This window comes from Gracilimonas mengyeensis, assembly GCF_900182705.1.
Lineage (GTDB): Bacteria > Bacteroidota > Rhodothermia > Balneolales > Balneolaceae > Gracilimonas > Gracilimonas mengyeensis.
Genome location: NZ_FXTP01000001.1, coordinates 65,741 through 84,870, shown reverse-complemented (window position 1 = coordinate 84,870; position 19,130 = coordinate 65,741). Strand labels below are relative to the sequence as shown.

The window sequence follows — 19,130 nt, the reverse complement described above, 5'->3', positions numbered from 1 at the left end:
CTCAAAACCTTTACTTATTATAAGTGATTGAATTTTAGCTTGTTTTAAATATTCTGAAACAAAGTTTTATGTTTCATTATTTTTGAAACATTACATATTGTTTCATTTTTAATGAAACTTATGTAGTTTAGTACATCTTCCACTAAACCGGCAACCATGATTAAAGCAGAGAATAAGCAATATATTTTGATGGGCGATGTAGTCTCCAGTACAGACTACCACTCCAAACCATTGCAAAAGAACCTGAAGGCCCTTACCAAGTCATGCAATGAATCGCTGGAAGACCGCCTGCTCTCTCCTTACACTGTTACATTGGGCGACGAATTTCAGGGCATTCCTGACTCCCTGCAAACCGCCATTGAAACCTTGTTTTTCTGCGAAGAAGAGTGTCTCCGCCAATCCTACGGTTTTAAGCTGCACTATGTAGTGCATTACGGGGAAATTGAAACAGATATCAACCCGGACATTGCCTACGAGATGATGGGCCCCGGCCTGTCTAAAGCACGAAAACTACTGAGCAGTAAAAAACGCAGCCGCAAACGGTTTCAATTTGCGCTGGCTGATGCCATTCAATCCCAGCAAATAACCCGCCTTTTTGAAGTGCTGGATTCCCTTATCTTATCCTGGAAGCAAGACGATTACGACCTGATCCTTGATATGATAGAAAACGAAAACAATGCCGAAGTAGGCGAGAAGCACGGTAAAAACCGGGACCAAATATGGAAACGCCGAAAAACATTGATGATAAATGAGTATAATCTGCTCAAAGAATTCCTGTTTACCTATATCAAAGAATCATGATTTCGCTATGGCTTTTTCTTACTTATCTGTTGATGGAAGCATTGATCAACGGGGTATTTCATGTGGTAAGCAAACGAATGAAATCACAGGAAAACCGCCGGGTTTCAATTTTCAAAGGAATCCTGGAGCGGCTGTTACTCATCGTTGGGTTGATATATGGCTACCCCCAGGTCATCATCGCCTTCGGGGCTTTGAAAATCGGCACCCGCTTTCAAAAAAACAGCAAAATATCTAACGACTATTTCCTGATTGGAAATTTCATCTCTTTACTGACTGCTATTCTCTTTGCCATTATCATCAAACACTTCACTGCCAGCTTTTGAGCTGCTGGATTTCTTCCTTTAAGGTATCTTCGAACAAGAGCATGAGTTGTTCGTGCTCTTTGGCTTTTTTCCATTTGTTGGAAGGGGAATCAAGATGCAAAGCTGCCAACTTTCTGAAAATATCTTCCTGATCCTGTAATCGTTGTTTGAATAGCTTTAAATCATAATTCTTAATTACCCTTTCAGGTCCGCCGTCTTCATCACGTACATAAACATCCAAAGATTCTCCCCTCTCAGCTTTGCGCTGTTCATCGTGAAGCTTAATTTTAGTATGCTGGATCTCATCTCTCATGCGCACCAATATTGACCTTTTAACTTCTTCAGCTTTACCCCAATCTTCATTTTGGGTATACTTAATAAAGCGGTCAATCAATGCCGAGATCTCCTTCATCTCTCGAATTTCTTCTTTTATGTCATAGCCTTCGCCCGGAGGAACAATCTGAGAACGAACCTGCAAATAAGTCTGAGCATATGTTGCTGTAACAGGAAGAAAGGCCGCTACAAAACAAATCAAAACTAATCGTTTCATATCTCACCGGTTTTCTAATTTTGTTTTACTAAAGAAAGTATCCAATTAAACAAAAAAGAAACCTCACATTAAGATGTGAGACTACCGGCTCCAGGAACTATTTTAAGGAAATGATGGTCTTTTCTTGTTCGTGGTTTACCAAAATCATGGCATCATCCCACTTTGCTGGTCCGAAACGTCCCCGGGCGTTGTTAGAAAATCCATAAGCTTCTTTAGGAATTCCGAGTAAATTGGTATCCAGTTCACCATTTTCATTTTTGTCGTGATATACGGCAATGCTGTATTCCCCATAGGGCAAATCCTGTTTCCAGGTTAACTCAGAATTATCAACCGTTAATACCACAGCATGTAAAGGATTTTCTTTTTTTGAATAGGCTTCTTCTGAATTAAAAACAGCCACTCTTAATTCACCCTCAACTTCGGATATGCCAGAGATGACCAAACTAAATTCCGCTTTTTTTTGCTGATTCATAGAATCAGGGTAAGATATTTCTTGTGCTAAAATATCTAATGAAAGGACTGAGATAAAAAATGTCAGTAAAAATACAGTTCTCATAAATATTCGTTATTCAATAATAAAATTGTTGCTGCAAGCTTTAATCAGTTTGCTTGCTATAACATATAGCCAACTACAACAATCGGGTTCCATTTGCTGTTTGTTGATCGGGCACTGCAAGTACCACTCTTCCCTCTTCATCCGGAAAACCGGTCACCAAACATTCTGACATAAAAGGACCAATCTGTTTGGGTGGAAAGTTAACTACGGCAATCACCTGTTTATTCTCCAGACTTTCGGGCGTATACAAATCTGTAATCTGCGCTGATGACTTTTTGACTCCAATTTCATCACCAAAATCGATAGTAAGTTTTATGGCTGGTTTGCGCGCTTCTGGAAATGGCTCAGCTTTTATAACCGTTCCAACTCTCAGGTCTATTTTTTCAAAATCGGACCATGAAATTTCTTTATTACTCAAAATGGGTTCGAGTTTAACTTATATTTTTCATTTTTAATTCTATTGGCCACTAATATAAACAGCATTTCAAAGCCAAGCAGTATTAAAAAGTATCTCTCAAAAAATTTTTAAGCATAAAAAAAACCCCGCCTTCAAGTGAAAACGGGGCTTTTAGCTTGATAAATATTGCGCTCAATTAGGAAACTGAATTAACAGTCTTAATAATTCGTCCGGCAACTTTATATGGATCTGCGTTGGATGCAGGGCGACGATCTTCGAGGCGTCCTACCCAGCCATCTTCAACAGTAGTTACAGGAATACGGATGGAAGCACCGCGATCAGAAACACCATAGCTGAATTTGTCTATCGATTGTGTTTCGTGCTTACCAGTCAATCGCTGATCGTTATCCGCACCGTACACATCGATGTGTTCCTGAATGAAGTTTCCAAAAGCTTCACAAACTTCTTTCATGTAGTCTTCGCCGCCTTCGTCTCTCATCTTACCGTTAGAGAAGTTGGCATGCATACCAGAACCATTCCAGTCAGTGTCTCCCAGTGGTTTTGGATGCCAGTCGATAGCCAATCCATATTTCTCAGCAGTTCTTTCAATAAGGTAACGGGCTACCCAAATCTGATCGCCGGCACTGTGTGCACCTTTGGCAAAAATCTGGAATTCCCATTGTCCTGCGGCTACCTCTGCGTTAATTCCTTCTACATTGAGGCCAGCTTCCAGGCATAAGTCTAAATGCTCGTCGATAATTTCACGTCCGTATGCTCTTTGTCCGCCTACGCTGCAATAGTAAGGGCCTTGAGGTGCAGGATAGCCATTTACAGGAAAGCCAAGAGGTCGTCCCGTTTCAGGATCATGCAGAAAATATTCTTGCTCAAATCCGAACCAGAAGTCATCGCTATCATCATCAATAGCTGCACGACCGTTGGTCTCGTGCGGTGTGCCATCAGCATTCAGAACTTCGGTCATAACTAAATAGCCATTTTTGCGATCTGGATCAGGGAAAATAGCTACTGGTTTTAACAAACAATCAGAAGAATCTCCGGTAGCCTGATCTGTTGAACTACCATCAAAGTTCCACATTGGACAATCTTCCAGATTGCCACTGAAATCGTGAACAACTTTAGTTTTACTTCTTAATAGTTGGGTTGGTTTAAAACCATCAAGCCATATATACTCGAGTTTAGAATAAGCCATAGGTGTAATAAGTAAGTGAGTTTGGTGTTCTTTAAAGTTAGACAGGCAGAATATAATGTACTTTTTTTGAAATGCACAAATTATTTAGTGATTTTAATATCCCTATTTAAATAATGAAGTAAAATTTCGATAAAACGTTAATTACTTTGATTGCAACCGCTTCCATAACAATTCAAACTTAAATTATTTTTTCTCATCCTCACCACTACTTCATTTTTTAAGCCTTGGCTAAAACTGCTATCTTTGTTTTAATTCATCTGCAGATTTAACAACATAATTAAGCTTTGAATACTACGAAAACAGCCCTTTGGATTGAAGCCGCGCGACCGCAAACCCTACCTGCCGCGATCGTGCCAGTACTGGTTGGGGCCTCCCTCGCTTTCCATGATTCAGCCTTCAATCTCACCAATACCATCGTGGCCTTGATATGTGCTGTACTGATCCAAATAGGCACCAATTTTGCCAATGATTACTTTGATTTTGTAAAAGGCTCTGATACCGATGAACGCATTGGTTTCAGGAGGGCAACCGCAGCCGGTTTGGTATCTCCCCAAAAAATGCTGAATGCGACCATCATTACCATGGCTTTGGCTTTTTTTCTGGGATTGTATCTTGTTTGGGCAGCCGGATGGATTGTTTTACTTATTGGGATTTTATCCCTCATCTTCGGCGTACTCTATACCGGAGGCCCCTTTCCTCTGGGATATAATGGCCTTGGAGATCTGTTCGTATTTATCTTTTTTGGCATTGTAGCTGTGATGACCACCTATTATGTCAATGCCTTGGAATGGTCTTGGGCCTCATTCTGGGCTTCTCTTGCCATCGGTGGACTTTGTGTAAACATTCTGGTGGTAAACAATCTCAGGGATGTGGAACAGGACAAGAAATCCGGTAAAAAAACTCTGGGGGTTTTATTTGGGGAAACTGCATTGAAGTTAGAGTATTTACTCATGGTAGTACTAGCCTTTGCTATTCCCCCTCATTTTCTTGTACAGCTTCAGTATAAAACATGGATTATGCTGCCCTTTCTTTCCCTTCCCCTGGCAGCTTATTATGTATATCGCATCTGGACGGAAACAGATAAAACCCAACTAAATCCTATGCTTGAACGCACCGCTAAATTCATGGTTCTGTTTGGAGTGTTATTTTCAGCAGGTATCCTGTTAAACTGATGCTTTCATTTTATACATACAAAATCCCCTTTACCAAGCCTTTTAGGACAGCTGGACTTGAACTCCATCACCGGAAAGGAATTATACTTGTTTTTAGGGATGAAGAAAACGAGATAGAAGCTTACGGTGAGGCTGCTCCTCTGCCCGGTTTTTCCTCAGAAAACCTACAGCAGGTCAAAGAGGTTCTTAAGCTTAACCGGGACATCATGAACCAGGCTTTGATGGAGTCAAATGGCCGTGACATTTTGAATATGCTTGATCAAATCCACCAGCTTCCCTCCCTCAGCTTTGGTTTTGATACATTGATCCATGACCTGGAGGCCAAAAGAGAAGGGAAACCACTGGTAAATTATCTTTTTGACGAAGAATATCATCACCCCAAAGTAAATGCGGTACTGCCTATTGGTAAAACTTCGGAAACAATAGGAAAGGCAAAAAAGCTTGTAAAGGAAGGTTTCCAAACACTCAAATTGAAAGTAGGTCAGGATTTTGAAAGGGAAAGAATATTACTACAAAAACTGAGAGAACAGTTTCCTTCTATCAAAATGCGTATTGACGCCAATGGCAGCTGGAGTCCTGAAGAGGCCCGGGACAATCTGAATGCGCTACAAAAGCTCAATATTGAATATTGTGAGCAACCTTTATCTCCTGACTTATGGCCGGAGCATTTGAATTTTTCATCCAAAGTAGATGTTGATATAGCAGCTGATGAGTCTATTGTAAATGCCTCAAGCGTTGTCAATTTTGCCGAAAATGAAATCGCTGACATCTTTATAATCAAGCCCATGTTGTTGGGATCTTATAAAAAAACTTATGTAACAAAAGAAAATGCCGATACTCATAATATAAAGATGGTTTTTACCACCTTGTTGGAGAGCGGAATCGGCCGGGCAGCAACTGCAGCATTGGCCGGCGGATGTGGTAGTACAAATCATGCACACGGCCTTTTAACCGGACCTTTATTGCAAAATGATCCGGCACTGGCCAAATGGATAAATCAACCGAAAATATCGTTTCCTGACGCTCCAGGATTGGGAATTTTCGTACATTCAGAGGGACTTGAAAAATTTTAAGAGAAATGTTCAAATCACGTTTACATAAGTTTGAGTTCAAAAAGAAGGAAAGCCCTGATGTTTTTCTCTCTTCTCAGCATGGTATGTACACATACAATGATTTGAACCGCTTTACAGCCTTCTTTAAGGATTTAGTAGATACAAAGACAGAAGGCAACTTTGAACGCCCTGTAGTCTTCATTTCGGAATCCAGCGATATGTTGCTCTTTTCTATTGCCGCTTGCTGGAAATTGGGAATCCCTTTTACCCCCATCAGTCCCAAAACAAAAGAATCCGAGCTTAAAGAATATCTAAACCGTCTCGACCCTTCACTCATTTTTTGTGATGTTGCAAACCGTCAGCGGCTCGACTACCCGAATGTGGTAAAGCTGGATGAGAATTTTTTCCTCAATGCATTTACTCAGGATGTCCGTCACGTTACTCTGCCTGATCCGGAAGAAATAAGCGATGAGCAACTATTTGGTTATTTCTTTACCTCAGGAACTACCAGCAAGCCAAAAATTGTACCGCTGAAGCGCCGGCAAATGATATCGGCTGCAGAAGCTTCTGCCCTTAACTTTCGTCCGGACCCAAACCACTTTTGGCTGCTTTGCCTGCCGCTAAATCACATCGGCGGAATCTCTATCATCCTTAGGTCTCTTATTTACGGAACTTCCGTATATCGCCTGGGAGAATTTGATGAGGAAATGGTTAAAGAGTTTTTAAGTGAAAACCCTCGTTTCCAGGCTGCTTCACTGGTACCCACCATGTTAAAGCGTTTGCTGGATGATCCGCTATTTAATACCCACCACGAGTTCAAATCCATTTTATTAGGAGGCGGCCCAAGTTCAGAAAACCTGATCCGAAAGTCGGTAGAACGTGGCATTCCCATTGTAGCTAGTTACGGCATGACCGAAACTTGTGCACAAATTGTAGCCAATCCCATGCTGGCCCCTTCCGGCATGTACACTCCATTGAAAAGCGTGGGCAAACCCTTCCCTCCCAATGTTGTTCAAGTGCGGGATGATGATGGCAAAGCACTTGGCAAGAATCAATCCGGACAGCTATGGCTGCGTGGCCCTCAGGTTTTTGACGGCTACCTTGATCCTTCTCAGAATGAGGGACGATTTGATAATGAGGGCTGGTTTAATACCGGCGATTACGGGCATCTCAATGGGTTTGGACAATTGTTTATTGAATCCCGCCGTACGGACCTGATTATCACCGGAGGAGAAAATGTAAACCCCACCGAAGTAGAAGAAGCGGTACGCAAAATTGGTACTATCAAAGATGCCGTTGTAATTGGCCTGCCCGATGAGGAATGGGGACAAAAAGTGACCGCTGTAGTCACCCTCAAAAATGGGGAAACTCCGCAATTAACTGACGTCCGTAGCCAGCTTAAAGACACCCTGGTCGATTTTAAAATTCCCCGGGAATTAAAAATAGTACAGGAATTTCCCCTTACTGCAACTGGCAAAGTGAAGCGCTGGGAGCTTGTTAAAAAATTTAAGTAAGTAGCCTTCATAAGCTTCGTTACTGCCTACCTCTATCCGGCTTTTTCATCAGGTTAAATTTTCCTTCTCAAATGTCTCTGGCTTTGGTTAGCTTTAGCGTCTCATTTGCACACTTATGCTACCATAATGGAACAAAAAAAAGAGGTTCTGGAACAGTTAAAAGCTTCAGCCCCCAAAAAGATTAAACTGGCCGTCACGGATATTGATGGAGTTTTAAGGGGGAAAATAATCTCATTCAAAAAATTTTCTAAAGCTGCCGAGGGCAATCTTGGCTTTTGCAATGTCATATTTGGTTGGGATATAAATGATGCCGTGTATGACGAAAATGACGTCACAGGCTGGCATACGGGCTTTCCTGATTCAATGGCTACCATCGACCTTGGTACGCTTCGGCGAATTCCTTGGGAAAATGACATCCCCTTTTTCCTTGCCGATTTTCATCTATCCGAAGATGCCGGCAAAGTTTGTCCGCGAACACTGCTGAAAACCATACGCCAGCAAAGCCTGGATATGGGATACACCCCTCTTTTCTCTAATGAATTCGAGTGGTTTAATTTCAGGGAGACACCGGATAGCCTGAAGGAGAAGCAATACAAATCGCCACAGCCTTTGACGCCTGGCATGTTTGGCTATTCCATTCTGAGGGCTTCCCAAAACAGTGACTACTTCAATGACCTCTTCGACTTGCTTGAAAGGTTTGAGGTGCCTTTGGAAGGTCTTCACACCGAAACCGGAGATGCCGTATATGAAGCAGCCATTACTTACTCCGATATTCTGGAAGCAGCAGATCGCGCCGTATTATTTAAAACCGGTGTTAAGGAAATTGCCAGCCGGCACCAGATCATTCCCAGCTTTATGGCCAAATGGAATGAACAACTTCCCGGTTGCAGCGGACACATTCATCAAAGCTTGTGGGATGAAAACGCTGATAAGAATCTATTTTTTGAGGATAAGAATTCAGATCAGATTAGTGAATTATTGGAGCAGTATATAGCAGGTCAACTGCACTGTATGCCTCACATCATGCCGATGTACGCTCCTGTCATTAACAGCTATAAACGACTGGTACCGGGTTCCTGGGCAGCTACCTCTGCCAGCTGGGGTATTGAAAACAGAACAACAGCCCTTAGAGTCATCAATCACGGAGAAGAATCCATGCGGCTTGAAACCCGCGTGCCTGGAGCAGATGCCAATCCCTACCTGAGCATGGCAGCCAGCCTTGCATCCGGTTTGTATGGCATCAAACATCAGCTATCCCTGGATACAGAAAAAACAACAGGCAATGAATACGACAATGGAATCAACCGTCCCCTGCCTAGAAGCCTGGATGAAGCCATCCAGCTCATGAAAAGTTCGGATATCGCAGCTGAACTTTTCGGGGAGGAATTCACCCGACACTTAGCCAAAACCAGGGAATGGGAGTTGCGGCAGTATCAAAAAGCCGTTACCGACTGGGAATTAAATCGCTATTTTGAAATAATCTAATCAACACCTACCTAACTTTATGTCTTTTATTGATTTTAATGAGATTGTGAAAGAAGCCTGGCAGGCCTACGATCCTACCCGGACCATCATCACCATTACCGATATTAGTGCCAAGGTTTCTACCAATCACGTGTATCGTGTCACGTTTAAGGATGGAAATATCATCATAGCCAAGCTGTCCTATTTCGGAAAGTTTGAACACTTTGTTGAAGATCATACCATTATTAATTCTCTGTCAAACAATCTCCCCGATCCGTTTGAAAATTTTCTAGCCCGTTCGCTGGTTAAAGAGAATTCTCTGTTTGTTCATCGCCATACCGATGAAGTGATTGACGCCTGGGTAGTGTTTTATCGACCGATCAAAATTAAGCGCAAGCTTCCCAAGCGCCTCGATGAAGAACAAATTCAAAAACTGGCAAAGGAATTTGCCCGTTTTCATAAATCCTGCAACACTATCCGGAATACCCTTCCTGCCTCCTCCAAAACCCTACAGGTTGATATCGAACACCTGCTGGAGATTATGGAAACGGATTATGGTAAACATGAGTACCGCTTGCATCAAGATCTCATCAAAAAGCACAGTGATCTCTTTTTTGAAAACATGGAGAAACTGGGAGCAGATGACATGGATACCATCCCGGTATTTGTGGACTGGAATATTGGCAACTTCTCAGTGACTCCGCAGCTAAAACTGTTCTCCCGCTGGGATTATGACTGGTTCCGGATGAGTTCACGCATTATCGACTTTTACTTTTTTGCTCGTATATCCTCAAATGTTGGTGATCGAACCGTATTCTCTTACGACATCGACCCAGTGATGGAAGACCGTTTCATTGTTTTTCTGAAAGCCTATCACAAAGAATATCCCCTTACCGAAAATGAAATTCGTTTTTTGAAAGAAGCCTATCGCTTTTTTATTCTGAATTACGTAGTTAAATACGGCAAGTACTTCTTTCACGAGCTGTTTGCCACCAAACTTCAGAAAGAGGCTTTTGACCGGTACCTCCCCGAACTGGATGAAAAATTTGACCCTGAACCCCTTTTAAAAGCTTTAAATCTCTAACATGATCTCCTCACGCATCGACTCATTTCGTTCTGTTGCTAAAAATTTCAAAGTAGTATTCCTGGATTCTTACGGAGTACTTAAAAACCACAAAGGCCTGATTGATGGCGTAGCTGAGACCATCTCTTTTTTGCGGGGTGAAGGCATCGTATTTCGGGTACTTACCAATGATGCCTCACGAAGCCAGGAACAGCAGGTGGAGGTATTTGACCGGCTTGGACTCAAGGATCTCGATGTGGAAGAAGTCATCACTTCCGGGATGTTGGCCAAGCAATTTTTATCGCATAAAATTAAAGATGGAAAAATTGCCTACCTGGGTACCGAGAACTCCGCGGATTATATCCTCCAATCCGGCCTCAAACACATTGCCGTGCGCGATATCGATCTTGAAAACATTGAAGATATCAGTGCCTTCGTTTTTTTAGATGATGAGGGCTTTGACTGGAACTACGATATCGACACCACGGTAAATTTTCTGCGCCGCAAGACGGTACCGGTGATTGTAGCCAATTCGGATAAATATTATCCCGTGAACAAAAATGATGTATCGGTGGCAACCGGTGGTATTGCCAAGCTTTGTGAAAGCATGCTGAGCAAAAAGTTCATCCACTTTGGGAAGCCCGATACCCAGATGTTTAACTATGCCTACGAGCACATCAATCGGGACAAACAGCAGTATGATAAAGACGATATTTTGATGGTGGGCGATACACTGAGTACCGATATTCTGGGCGGGAACAAATTTGGCCTGAAAACCATGCTGGTGCTTTCAGGTAACACCCGCAGCGACAATGCTGAGCTCTGGATTAATTCTTCGGGCATTATCCCGGATTACATTTGTGATTCTATCTTGAAATAATACTGATGCAGACAATGGCCGAATCAATCACTGTGAACATTTTCAACCCAACGTTTTCAACTTTTACTATTTATGCGCATTGAATTAGACATCAAACTTGGCTTTAAAAACGTAATGATACGTCCAAAGCGTTCTACCCTTAAGTCACGCTCCGACGTGTCTCTGGAGCGAACCTTCAGGTTTTTACACGCTAAAAAAGACTGGACCGGTGTGCCGGTTATGGCTGCCAATATGGATACCACCGGAACTTTCGAGATGGCAAAGGCTTTAGCCAAAAATCAAATGTTTACGGCCATCCACAAGCACTACTCTTTAGACGACTGGAAGACATTCATGGATTCTGCCAGCGATGAAATCACCGAACACTTGGCGGTAAGTACGGGCACCAGCAAAGAGGACATGAACAAGCTGGACAAACTGATGCAGGAATTTCCCCAGCTGCGCTTTATCTGTATTGATGTAGCTAATGGATACTCAGAGCATTTTGTACGATTCGTGAAAAAAGTGCGCGAAAAGTACCCCACACAGGTTATCATTGCAGGTAATGTGGTAACCGGCGAGATGGTGGAAGAGCTGCTGCTGGCCGGGGCCGATATCATCAAAGTAGGCATTGGACCGGGTTCGGTTTGTACTACCCGTCTCAAGACCGGTGTTGGCTTTCCTCAACTCTCTGCCATTATTGAATGTGCGGATGCCGCTCACGGTCTTGGTGGACAAATTATCTCTGATGGCGGCTGTAAGTCTCCAGGCGATGTCGCCAAAGCCTTTGGCGGCGGTGCCGATTTTGTGATGCTGGGCGGCATGTTTTCCGGTCACGAGGAAAGCGGCGGAGAATTAGTAGAGGAAGATGGCGAAAAGTTTAAACTATTCTACGGCATGAGTTCTGAAACTGCCATGGAGAAATATGCGGGCGGTGTAGCCGATTATAGGGCATCTGAAGGCAAAACTGTAAAAGTTCCGTATCGTGGTCCTGTGGAAGAAACGGTACAGGATATTTTGGGAGGTGTGCGTTCTACCTGCACCTATGTAGGCGCCAAAAAGCTAAAAGAGCTAACCAAACGGACTACCTTTATTCGTGTACAAGAACAGCTGAACGAGATGTTTTCTGAGTGATGTTTTCGATGAGCACATTGTAATAGAACACGGATGACGCAGGTTTATCGGATCATAACAGGTTTTTAATGGAGGAACGTATGTCGGGTAGACTTACCCGACCATTGCAAGTAAAGAATTTTTTAATGGACGGATAAATCTATCCGTCCTACGCAACTTTATGCTTTTTACAGAGAGTCGTCCTCTTGTTGTAGAAGACGAGTGATAATTGCCAGTTGCCCGATGTGGTAGGCAGAGTGTTCCAGAATCAGCATTGCTTCACGCAGCAAAGTTTGTCCGTCTCCATGGGGAATTGGTTTATAGAGCGGATTTGATTGATCAAGCAGGTATTCGATGAATTCCTGGCGCTCGTCAAAAAAGCTTTTCTTTAAGGCTTCCCAGTCTTCTTCAGTTTCCGGGGCAAAATCTACCGGCCAGTATTCTTCGGGCCAGGCTGGCGCTTCGTAATCAGGATTACGGCAGAAATCTAGGATATCAAATTGCGCTACACGGAGATGAAAAAACTGCTCGTAAAAAGAGTATGGCAGTCCGGCCGGACGTAGGCCCAATTCATCAAATTCTACCTCTTCCACCAAATCTTCAACAGGAATAAAAGCCTGTCCGCCTTCCAGTTGATCGGCAAGCTGATTTCTGGTTCGTAAGTCGTCTGAGTTTTCCATGGTGTGAATTTTATTCTTCTTTTCTTTCCAAGAACGTCTATATGAAACCTCTTATCAACCCATTTTTCTATAAAACTTCGCAAATCGATCTATCGGTCCATCGATCTTTCGCATTTCTGTTAGGAATGTCAGCATGCAAACTTTCTTTAAATGGGATAAACATTCCAAAGTTATAAATCTACCTAAAGGTTCTCCAAGCAGATTTGCGATAGATCGATGGACCGAAATGCGACGGACGATTTTCAGCTAATTACTTTGTCTTATTTATTGTCCACTAACAACTAAAACCAGAAATTTTTCGCAAAAGTGTAAGGAATAGTCTTTAGCAAGCTCTTACTTATAAATCCAAATAATCTCTCAGATAATGAACAAAACAGAATTAGAAGATCGGCTTATCAGATTTGCTGGTCTCATCATTAAGATTATAAACAATCTACCAGCTAATAAAGCTGCGAATCATCTGGCAAATCAATTAGTGAGATCTGGAACTTCGCCTGCTTTAAATTATGGTGAGTCGAGAAGCGCGGAATTATTAAATGATTTTATTCATAAGTTGCAGATTATCTTAAAAGAACTTAGAGAAACCTATGTTTGCCTTCGAGTAATTCATTTTGCGGAGCTTTATCATGATGAACAAATAATTCTTCAAGCTAAATCTGAATGTAATGAACTGATCTCCATATTTGTGAAGAGCGTACAAACAGCATCTAAAAAGAAAAACAGAAAAACCTAAATAGTAGCTAAATACTCATTCCCAATAATTTGAGAAAAGAAATTTCGCAAATCGATCTATCGGTCCATCGATCTTTCTCATTTCTTTGTGAAAAAGCGATCTGCAACCAAAGCTTTTTTGAACTAGCAGAAGAGCTAAGTAACTAATTTGTTTCCCGAACTTGCTCTTATTTCTACCAAAAGCTTCTCCAAGCAGATTTGCGATAGATCGATGGACCGAAATGCGATGGACGATTTTATTCGGTAAGTATGATGGAAAGAAACTATATCAAAAATCGAAGCGAAGATGAGCCGTTACTCCTGGCTGACCAAACTCATTCAAATATGAGAACGAAGCCTCAGGCGGATTATCCATTATATCCCGTGCTTTAATAAAAGCACTGATGGCACTGATCAATCGGTTGGTAACCATCAAAGCTGCCAAAGTAGGCAACTGACTTCGGTTACGGTCTACCTGTTCCCTCGTATCCTGGTACTGATCCCTGAAATCCCGGGATTCCCAGCTCCATTGAAACTCAGCATTATCCGGGTAAAGTTGGGTCCAGTTGGAAAGCCTTAATTGTGCATCATTGTATTCGGCAAGATTATCGTAGTTGCCAATGGCAATTTCATATTGGCGGGATTTGCCCGATAGATTTGCACCCGCTTTGCTTTGTGCCATTGTTCTGTAATTGCTTTCCAAATTGTTGGCACGAGCATCCAAACCAATATACGACAGTATCAGTACCGCCTCTCCTGCCATATGAAACTTCCCACGGTTCCAATTGTCATTATCCGCATAGTAGTGGCCCCAGCCGGGCAGTACCAAGGAACGGAGAAAAGCACCACGTGGTGATGGTCTATCATCTTTTTGCTGCTGGGCTTGCGCTAATTGCGGTCCCGCTAAAAGCATGAATAAAAGAACACCGAACAAAGAACATTGAACTCCGAACTTCCAAGATTTTCCTCTTTTATTGGTACAAAGCTTCAAAAATTTCATAATTGATACGTTAAAAGTTCGATGTTCATTATTCCTTGTTCTTCTTTCTTTCCCGTCCCCAATGTCGGAAAATGGACAGGCTAAATCCAGCCATGAGCACAAAAGTACCAGCCCAAACCACCGATATGAAGGGTTTTTCATCCGCTACAATCAAGACCCATTCAGGATCATATTCTTCTTCCAGCCCGGTTACCGTAAGTTCGATACTATTTTCCTGGGGAAATATTTGCGTGAACTGGAATTCCAGATCAAATTCAGGGATGAAAGAAGGCGGCGAATAAATATAACTTTGGCCGTTTTCGCTGTATACCGCAAATAAAGGATCTACGGTAATTACCCGTTCGCTGGCCGGATGTATAAGTTCAACTTCCGCCCTCACACCAATACTGGTATTTGGAGGAAGGCTGGCACTATCCGTCCGGCTATAGTTCACAAAACGTATTTTAAACTTACCAACATCAATGGTTTCACCTAAGGCAAACTTGATATTCTGAATTTGCTCTTCCGCATCCATGGTATCCTGTTCCGCTACGTTCTGCATCATTTGTGAACGCTCCGATACGCGGTTATTTTGTTCCTCAACATAGGAACTACCGCCCACATACAGGTAAATATCACTTAGCAGTCCCGTACGTACATCGGGATCAACGGACCACTGAATGTTTTCTTGTGAAGACGAAGTCAACATAGGGTACACTTCCGGCTTCATATAAAAAGCCTTGCCTCCGTTCACAGGCTCAAACCTCAGCTTATAAGTCTGCTGCCCCCTGCGAACACTGTTATCCAGGTCATAGCCTTCATAGGTAACCATATAGCGGCCATCGATGAGTACCGGCTCGTTCAGGTTTAAGACCAGCATTTCTTCTTTCTGAGTTACAGTGAAGCCTTGTTCATCCGTGACTTCTCCACGCTCTACGGCCGCATTGTATTCCGCAGTCTTTTGATCTACCAGTGGTTCATTGTATGCCGAGGAAGCCAGGATTCCAACCAAAAGCATTCCAAAACCCAAGTGTGTCAAAGAACCTCCAATCAGTTTAGGCTTCTTCATAGCCAGTTTTATCATCATCCAGCCATTCCCTACCACAGCAAACCATCCACAAAACAAATAGGCCATGTAATACAAGTTCCGTACATCACCCCAAATAATGGAAGCAATGGTTAATGCACTGGTTACCAGCAACGGATTTATCAGTGCTGATGCCAGTGATTCTGCATCGTGCTTTTTCCAAAAAAGAAATTGACCAATCACCGTCAGGATGGCCATAATCATCACGATGGGCATGCTCCAGTCGTTATAAAAGCTAATTTCCGGTGGGGTTGGATTTTCTACAAATAAGCGTCCCAGTATGGGTGAACTGGTTCCCAAAATAATTACCAAGCCAAGAATAAGCAGTGCCATTGCCCCGGTAACGGTCATAAACTCGCGGCTTAAAATACTGGATTCCTTGTCTGGAGAAGGCAGCTCTTTATATCTCCAGAAGAAAAGCCCCAGCCCTACCAGTGTAACCACCAGCATAAAGGCCAGTAATTGATTGTACAACCCTAAATCCACAAAGCTGTGCACGGACGAGCTCCCAAGGATGCCTGAGCGGGTCAGGAAGGTTTCATAAACGATAAAGACATAAGCCAGTATAGCAAATAGTATCGATGACTTTTGAGCCACCGCACTTTTTCGCTGTATGATCATGGTATGAATACCCGCTGTTCCGATTAACCAAGGCACTAAAGAGGCATTTTCAACCGGGTCCCAGGCCCAATAACCGCCAAAAGAAAGTGTAACGTAGGCCCAATATCCCCCCAGAAAAATAGCGGTTAACAATGCTACATTAGCCCCGAGTGTCCATGGTAGTGCGGGATTTACCCATTCGTTATAGGTACGTTTCCAGAGCGCTGCCATCGCAAAACAGTACGGTATGGTCATCATGGCAAAACCAATGAACAACACCGGCGGGTGAATCATCATCCATGGAGACTTCAACAAGTCGTTGAGACCGCTGCCATCGGCTGGTACAAAATCCGGATTGGATTGCAGAAAAGGGGCATTGGGCATTTCTTCCGCTATGGTACGGAATGGAGAAGCCCCTAATTTGGTCCCAAAAATATCCCAGCCTAAAATCATGGAAAGCAGAAACACCTGCGTGAGCGTAAGGAAAAACAAGACGGGACCTCGATAAGGCGGGCGGGTCCATTTCATCAACCCAAAACCAATAAAAGCCGAAAACAGGATCCACAGCATAAAGCTTCCCTCTTGTCCGCCATAGAAGGCAGAAAACAGGTAACGCGGCGTCAGATCCAGGCTGGTATAATTAAACACATAATAGTACTGGAACTGATGCTGAAAAATCAGATAGACCAAAATTCCGGAACCGGCCAGCAAGAACACCGTTTTGGCCGCAAACAGCCAATTTCCTACCCGAAGAGGTTTATTCTCATCATTCCTGCTTGCCAGATAGTAGTAGATAAGGGCAATCACAGAGGTTACAAAAGAAGCAGAAATCAGAATTTTACCAAGAATACCTAACATGTACTGCGGGTCAAAAAAATGTTTACGGTAATAGAGACTTGTTTGAATGTGATTTCAAACAAAAGTTATCCGTCAATGCGGAGCAAATCTATGGTTGATCTATAAGAATGCATTAAGTGCATCAACCCTGGGAGGCGTCCACAAACTGTCCGGGATCTGTATCGTTGTATTTGGAAGGACATTTCATGAGCATTTCGTTGGCATAAAATACATCGCCACGCATCTCACCGATTACAACCAGTTGATCAGCCTCTTCAAAATTGTTGGGCTTGGGTTTTGGATAAACCACCTTGCGTGAGACTCCGTCTTCATCTTTCATGTAGAAAGTGAAGCGTTTGGTTTCCAGGGAAAATTCAGCGCCTTTTTCTTCATCCCAAACGCCTGGGATGTGCGCGGTACTTCTTTCCTGGGCTCCTTCAAATGTAGTGTACGTGCTGATGCTTTCTCCAAAATTATACATCAACAGCGAGGTAAAGCCTACAATAGCAACAATACCAATTATCAGTTTGGGTTTCATACTTCTTTGTCGGTTTTAATTTGATCTTCGAGTTTGGCGACTTTCTTATCTACACGAAAAAGAAAAACCAGGAGTACCAGCCAGATGATCAGGCTTACTCCCAACACCACGTATATAAGTTCGTTTGAGGACATAAATTGAACAAATGCACCGGCCTCTTCTGCCCCGCTTGTTCCCGACCATTGGTCGGAATAAGCTTGGGTCAGCGTGTCAACGGCGGCGAGTGAATCTTCTTGCATTAATTTTTGAAATTTTTTGGCAATCAAACAGCCTTTAAATTACGAATTCTCTATCTCTAATTTCACCTTGTTGTAACGTACGTAGATTTCGTAAATCCAGTAGCCCAGAGCAATAAATCCAATGAAAGCCGGGTAAAGGATCCAGCGTAAAACATCGGCTGTAATTTCGCTAAAAGCGGGATTTCCATCCGCCCCGGGATGCAGGCTGGTTAACTGCCGGGGCACCACATACAACAAAAACGGGATGGTTGTAACGGCAAAAATATTGTAAACAGCCGAGAGTTTTGCGCGTTTCTGGCGGTCGTCAAAAGCGGAACGGAGCACAAAATAGGCCACATAAATCATAAGCGCGAGCGCGGCAAGGTTCATCTTGGGCTCGGCAAAGGTCCACCAGGAACCCCAGGTAAAGCGTGCCCAAAGCGAACCTGTGAGCAATCCACAAACACCAAAAGTAACGCCGACTGCAGCAGCAGAGGATGCTTTCACATCAAAAATATCAGCGGGCTCGTTCAGGTATTTTATGCTGTACCAAAAACTTATAACGAACAACGTAAACATGGTCATCCACATTGGTACATGGAAGAAAATGTTACGTGCCGTTTGCTCAAGTATAGGAATCTCAGGAATATGGATTAAAAAACCGGCTGTGATAACGATCGTCATCCAAACAGCCACTACGTATTTCCAGGCTTTCAACAGTGTGCGAATTTTATTAACTATGGCTACGTTTTGATCAACAAATATACAAATTTGACCGCGATAATCTGAGTATTTAAACTGTAAAAAGTCTTATGCCTGACAACCAAAAGTCCATCACCCTCGAGCCCTCCTGGAAAGCTTTTTTCTGGAATTATTTTTTTGGGGTGATTTTGATTCCAATCGTCATCGGAATCTATATCCTCTTCAGAACCAGAAAGAAGCAGAAGGGAATTTCATATACCATCACCAACCGAAAAATAACCGTTCTTGAAGGAAATTATTCACAGAATATTGATCTGGCTGATATCCGTCAGGCCGTACCCGGTGAACTGCGCTTTGGAGTGGGGCCCATCACCCTGAAAACTCAGGGAAGAGAAATTGAACTTATTGGACTGGAAAATCCTAAGGGGATTGCCGCCTCTATCGAGAAAGCAGTAGAAGCCGAGCTCAAACGCATTGAATCTGAAAAACAGGCCAAGCCACGTGAAACCGAATACGAACCCGGTTCTATGGACCGGCTGGATTACCTCACCGGCTTGTGGCAACAAGGATTAATGAGCGAAGAAGACTATGAAAAAGAACGGCAGAAGTTTGAGAAATGAGTGTTGATAGGGTGATATGGTAATATGGTGTTTTAGTGATATGGTGATTTATCAAGCCATCCCTTCGCAATGTACAGAGCTCAGATGTTTGCACGAATTTTCCAGCGT

The 19,130-nt window shown here is 42.9% G+C and carries 21 protein-coding genes; 11 read left to right on the top strand and 10 right to left on the bottom strand.

From position 1 onward, the window contains the following. Positions 1-156 precede the first annotated feature (156 nt). Together FN815_RS00400 and FN815_RS00395 are read left to right on the top strand one after the other, a co-directional pair. On the top strand, positions 157-801 hold the full coding sequence (locus FN815_RS00400) for a SatD family protein (RefSeq protein WP_142452615.1): 645 nt from the start codon (positions 157-159) through the stop codon (positions 799-801). Further along, entirely contained in the window at positions 798-1,124 is a 327-nt protein-coding gene (locus tag FN815_RS00395; RefSeq protein ID WP_142452614.1) for a hypothetical protein, read from the top strand. Before FN815_RS00400 ends, FN815_RS00395 begins: the two co-directional genes overlap by 4 nt. On the opposite strand, the gene FN815_RS00390 is transcribed toward FN815_RS00395, so the two are convergent. The 4 genes from FN815_RS00390 to FN815_RS00375 all read right to left on the bottom strand — a co-directional run bounded on the left by FN815_RS00390 (position 1,108) and on the right by FN815_RS00375 (position 3,813). Then, positions 1,108-1,653 (bottom strand): hypothetical protein, encoded by a 546-nt coding sequence (locus FN815_RS00390; protein ID WP_142452613.1) that lies wholly within the window; start codon positions 1,651-1,653, stop codon positions 1,108-1,110. The genes FN815_RS00395 and FN815_RS00390 overlap by 17 nt on opposite strands. Before the next feature lie 97 nt (positions 1,654-1,750). Then, on the bottom strand, positions 1,751-2,209 hold the full coding sequence (locus FN815_RS00385; RefSeq protein WP_142452612.1) for a DUF2141 domain-containing protein: 459 nt from the start codon (positions 2,207-2,209) through the stop codon (positions 1,751-1,753). Between the two features lie 73 nt (positions 2,210-2,282). Beyond that, complete coding sequence (locus FN815_RS00380; RefSeq protein ID WP_142452611.1) at positions 2,283-2,627, bottom strand: tRNA-binding protein; 345 nt, start codon at positions 2,625-2,627, stop codon at positions 2,283-2,285. 175 nt (positions 2,628-2,802) lie between these two features. Further along, positions 2,803-3,813, bottom strand: coding sequence for a glutamine synthetase beta-grasp domain-containing protein (locus FN815_RS00375; protein WP_142452610.1), 1,011 nt, complete (start codon positions 3,811-3,813; stop codon positions 2,803-2,805). Between the two features lie 284 nt (positions 3,814-4,097). On the opposite strand from FN815_RS00375, the gene FN815_RS00370 reads away from it, so the two are divergent. The 7 genes from FN815_RS00370 (at position 4,098) to FN815_RS00340 (ending at position 12,071) form a co-directional block, all read left to right on the top strand. Then, a complete protein-coding gene (locus tag FN815_RS00370; protein WP_142452609.1) occupies positions 4,098-4,985 on the top strand; it encodes a 1,4-dihydroxy-2-naphthoate polyprenyltransferase in 888 nt (295 codons plus the stop codon). Further along, on the top strand, positions 4,985-6,058 hold the full coding sequence (gene menC / locus FN815_RS00365; protein ID WP_142452608.1) for an o-succinylbenzoate synthase: 1,074 nt from the start codon (positions 4,985-4,987) through the stop codon (positions 6,056-6,058). Before FN815_RS00370 ends, menC begins: the two co-directional genes overlap by 1 nt. A gap of 5 nt (positions 6,059-6,063) precedes the next feature. After that, positions 6,064-7,551 carry a class I adenylate-forming enzyme family protein gene (locus FN815_RS00360; protein ID WP_142452607.1) on the top strand — a complete coding sequence of 496 codons (1,488 nt, stop codon included), beginning with the start codon at positions 6,064-6,066 and terminating at the stop codon, positions 7,549-7,551. A 126-nt stretch (positions 7,552-7,677) separates the two neighbouring features. Continuing rightward, complete coding sequence (locus tag FN815_RS00355) at positions 7,678-9,036, top strand: glutamine synthetase family protein (RefSeq protein ID WP_142452606.1); 1,359 nt, start codon at positions 7,678-7,680, stop codon at positions 9,034-9,036. Between the two features lie 19 nt (positions 9,037-9,055). Then, positions 9,056-10,099, top strand: a complete 1,044-nt coding sequence (locus FN815_RS00350) for a protein kinase family protein (protein WP_142452605.1) — start codon at positions 9,056-9,058, stop codon at positions 10,097-10,099. A gap of 1 nt (position 10,100) precedes the next feature. Continuing rightward, the gene (locus tag FN815_RS00345; RefSeq protein WP_185957117.1) at positions 10,101-10,958 is read left to right on the top strand and encodes an HAD-IIA family hydrolase; all 858 of its coding nucleotides are present in this window, start codon (positions 10,101-10,103) and stop codon (positions 10,956-10,958) included. A 72-nt stretch (positions 10,959-11,030) separates the two neighbouring features. Next, positions 11,031-12,071, top strand: coding sequence for a GMP reductase (locus FN815_RS00340; protein ID WP_142452604.1), 1,041 nt, complete (start codon positions 11,031-11,033; stop codon positions 12,069-12,071). A gap of 167 nt (positions 12,072-12,238) precedes the next feature. On the opposite strand, the gene FN815_RS00335 is transcribed toward FN815_RS00340, so the two are convergent. After that, on the bottom strand, positions 12,239-12,730 hold the full coding sequence (locus FN815_RS00335; protein WP_142452603.1) for a DinB family protein: 492 nt from the start codon (positions 12,728-12,730) through the stop codon (positions 12,239-12,241). Between the two features lie 364 nt (positions 12,731-13,094). On the opposite strand from FN815_RS00335, the gene FN815_RS00330 reads away from it, so the two are divergent. After that, the gene (locus FN815_RS00330) at positions 13,095-13,463 is read left to right on the top strand and encodes a four helix bundle protein (protein WP_142452602.1); all 369 of its coding nucleotides are present in this window, start codon (positions 13,095-13,097) and stop codon (positions 13,461-13,463) included. 267 nt (positions 13,464-13,730) lie between these two features. Here FN815_RS00330 and FN815_RS00325 read toward each other — a convergent pair whose 3' ends face one another. From FN815_RS00325 to ccsA, 5 genes are all read right to left on the bottom strand, one after another. Further along, a complete protein-coding gene (locus FN815_RS00325; RefSeq protein ID WP_142452601.1) occupies positions 13,731-14,354 on the bottom strand; it encodes a hypothetical protein in 624 nt (207 codons plus the stop codon). A gap of 115 nt (positions 14,355-14,469) precedes the next feature. Continuing rightward, positions 14,470-16,965: a heme lyase CcmF/NrfE family subunit gene (locus FN815_RS00320; protein ID WP_142452600.1), complete on the bottom strand. Its 2,496-nt coding sequence runs from the start codon at positions 16,963-16,965 to the stop codon at positions 14,470-14,472. A gap of 121 nt (positions 16,966-17,086) precedes the next feature. Continuing rightward, entirely contained in the window at positions 17,087-17,482 is a 396-nt protein-coding gene (locus FN815_RS00315) for a cytochrome c maturation protein CcmE domain-containing protein (RefSeq protein ID WP_142452599.1), read from the bottom strand. Beyond that, positions 17,479-17,721 (bottom strand): CcmD family protein, encoded by a 243-nt coding sequence (locus tag FN815_RS00310; RefSeq protein ID WP_142452598.1) that lies wholly within the window; start codon positions 17,719-17,721, stop codon positions 17,479-17,481. Before FN815_RS00310 ends, FN815_RS00315 begins: the two co-directional genes overlap by 4 nt. A gap of 39 nt (positions 17,722-17,760) precedes the next feature. Beyond that, positions 17,761-18,417: a cytochrome c biogenesis protein gene (ccsA, locus tag FN815_RS00305; protein WP_246075080.1), complete on the bottom strand. Its 657-nt coding sequence runs from the start codon at positions 18,415-18,417 to the stop codon at positions 17,761-17,763. A 95-nt stretch (positions 18,418-18,512) separates the two neighbouring features. Here ccsA and FN815_RS00300 point away from each other — a divergent pair, with 95 nt between their 5' ends. Further along, positions 18,513-19,022, top strand: a complete 510-nt coding sequence (locus tag FN815_RS00300) for a hypothetical protein (protein WP_142452597.1) — start codon at positions 18,513-18,515, stop codon at positions 19,020-19,022. Positions 19,023-19,130: the final 108 nt, after the last annotated feature.

What these genes read in the sequence shown, in the direction of transcription:
- FN815_RS00400 (WP_142452615.1), top strand. Translation starts at nt 157, where the DNA reads ATGATTAAAGCAGAGAATAAGCAATATATTTTGATGGGCGATGTAGTC.
- FN815_RS00395 (WP_142452614.1), top strand. Translation starts at nt 798, where the DNA reads ATGATTTCGCTATGGCTTTTTCTTACTTATCTGTTGATGGAAGCATTG.
- FN815_RS00390 (WP_142452613.1), bottom strand. Translation starts at nt 1,653, where the DNA reads ATGAAACGATTAGTTTTGATTTGTTTTGTAGCGGCCTTTCTTCCTGTT.
- FN815_RS00385 (WP_142452612.1), bottom strand. Translation starts at nt 2,209, where the DNA reads ATGAGAACTGTATTTTTACTGACATTTTTTATCTCAGTCCTTTCATTA.
- FN815_RS00375 (WP_142452610.1), bottom strand. Translation starts at nt 3,813, where the DNA reads ATGGCTTATTCTAAACTCGAGTATATATGGCTTGATGGTTTTAAACCA.
- menC (WP_142452608.1), top strand. Translation starts at nt 4,985, where the DNA reads ATGCTTTCATTTTATACATACAAAATCCCCTTTACCAAGCCTTTTAGG.
- FN815_RS00360 (WP_142452607.1), top strand. Translation starts at nt 6,064, where the DNA reads ATGTTCAAATCACGTTTACATAAGTTTGAGTTCAAAAAGAAGGAAAGC.
- FN815_RS00355 (WP_142452606.1), top strand. Translation starts at nt 7,678, where the DNA reads ATGGAACAAAAAAAAGAGGTTCTGGAACAGTTAAAAGCTTCAGCCCCC.
- FN815_RS00350 (WP_142452605.1), top strand. Translation starts at nt 9,056, where the DNA reads ATGTCTTTTATTGATTTTAATGAGATTGTGAAAGAAGCCTGGCAGGCC.
- FN815_RS00345 (WP_185957117.1), top strand. Translation starts at nt 10,101, where the DNA reads ATGATCTCCTCACGCATCGACTCATTTCGTTCTGTTGCTAAAAATTTC.
- FN815_RS00340 (WP_142452604.1), top strand. Translation starts at nt 11,031, where the DNA reads ATGCGCATTGAATTAGACATCAAACTTGGCTTTAAAAACGTAATGATA.
- FN815_RS00335 (WP_142452603.1), bottom strand. Translation starts at nt 12,730, where the DNA reads ATGGAAAACTCAGACGACTTACGAACCAGAAATCAGCTTGCCGATCAA.
- FN815_RS00330 (WP_142452602.1), top strand. Translation starts at nt 13,095, where the DNA reads ATGAACAAAACAGAATTAGAAGATCGGCTTATCAGATTTGCTGGTCTC.
- FN815_RS00325 (WP_142452601.1), bottom strand. Translation starts at nt 14,354, where the DNA reads ATGCTTTTAGCGGGACCGCAATTAGCGCAAGCCCAGCAGCAAAAAGAT.
- FN815_RS00320 (WP_142452600.1), bottom strand. Translation starts at nt 16,965, where the DNA reads ATGTTAGGTATTCTTGGTAAAATTCTGATTTCTGCTTCTTTTGTAACC.
- FN815_RS00315 (WP_142452599.1), bottom strand. Translation starts at nt 17,482, where the DNA reads ATGAAACCCAAACTGATAATTGGTATTGTTGCTATTGTAGGCTTTACC.
- FN815_RS00310 (WP_142452598.1), bottom strand. Translation starts at nt 17,721, where the DNA reads ATGCAAGAAGATTCACTCGCCGCCGTTGACACGCTGACCCAAGCTTAT.
- FN815_RS00300 (WP_142452597.1), top strand. Translation starts at nt 18,513, where the DNA reads ATGCCTGACAACCAAAAGTCCATCACCCTCGAGCCCTCCTGGAAAGCT.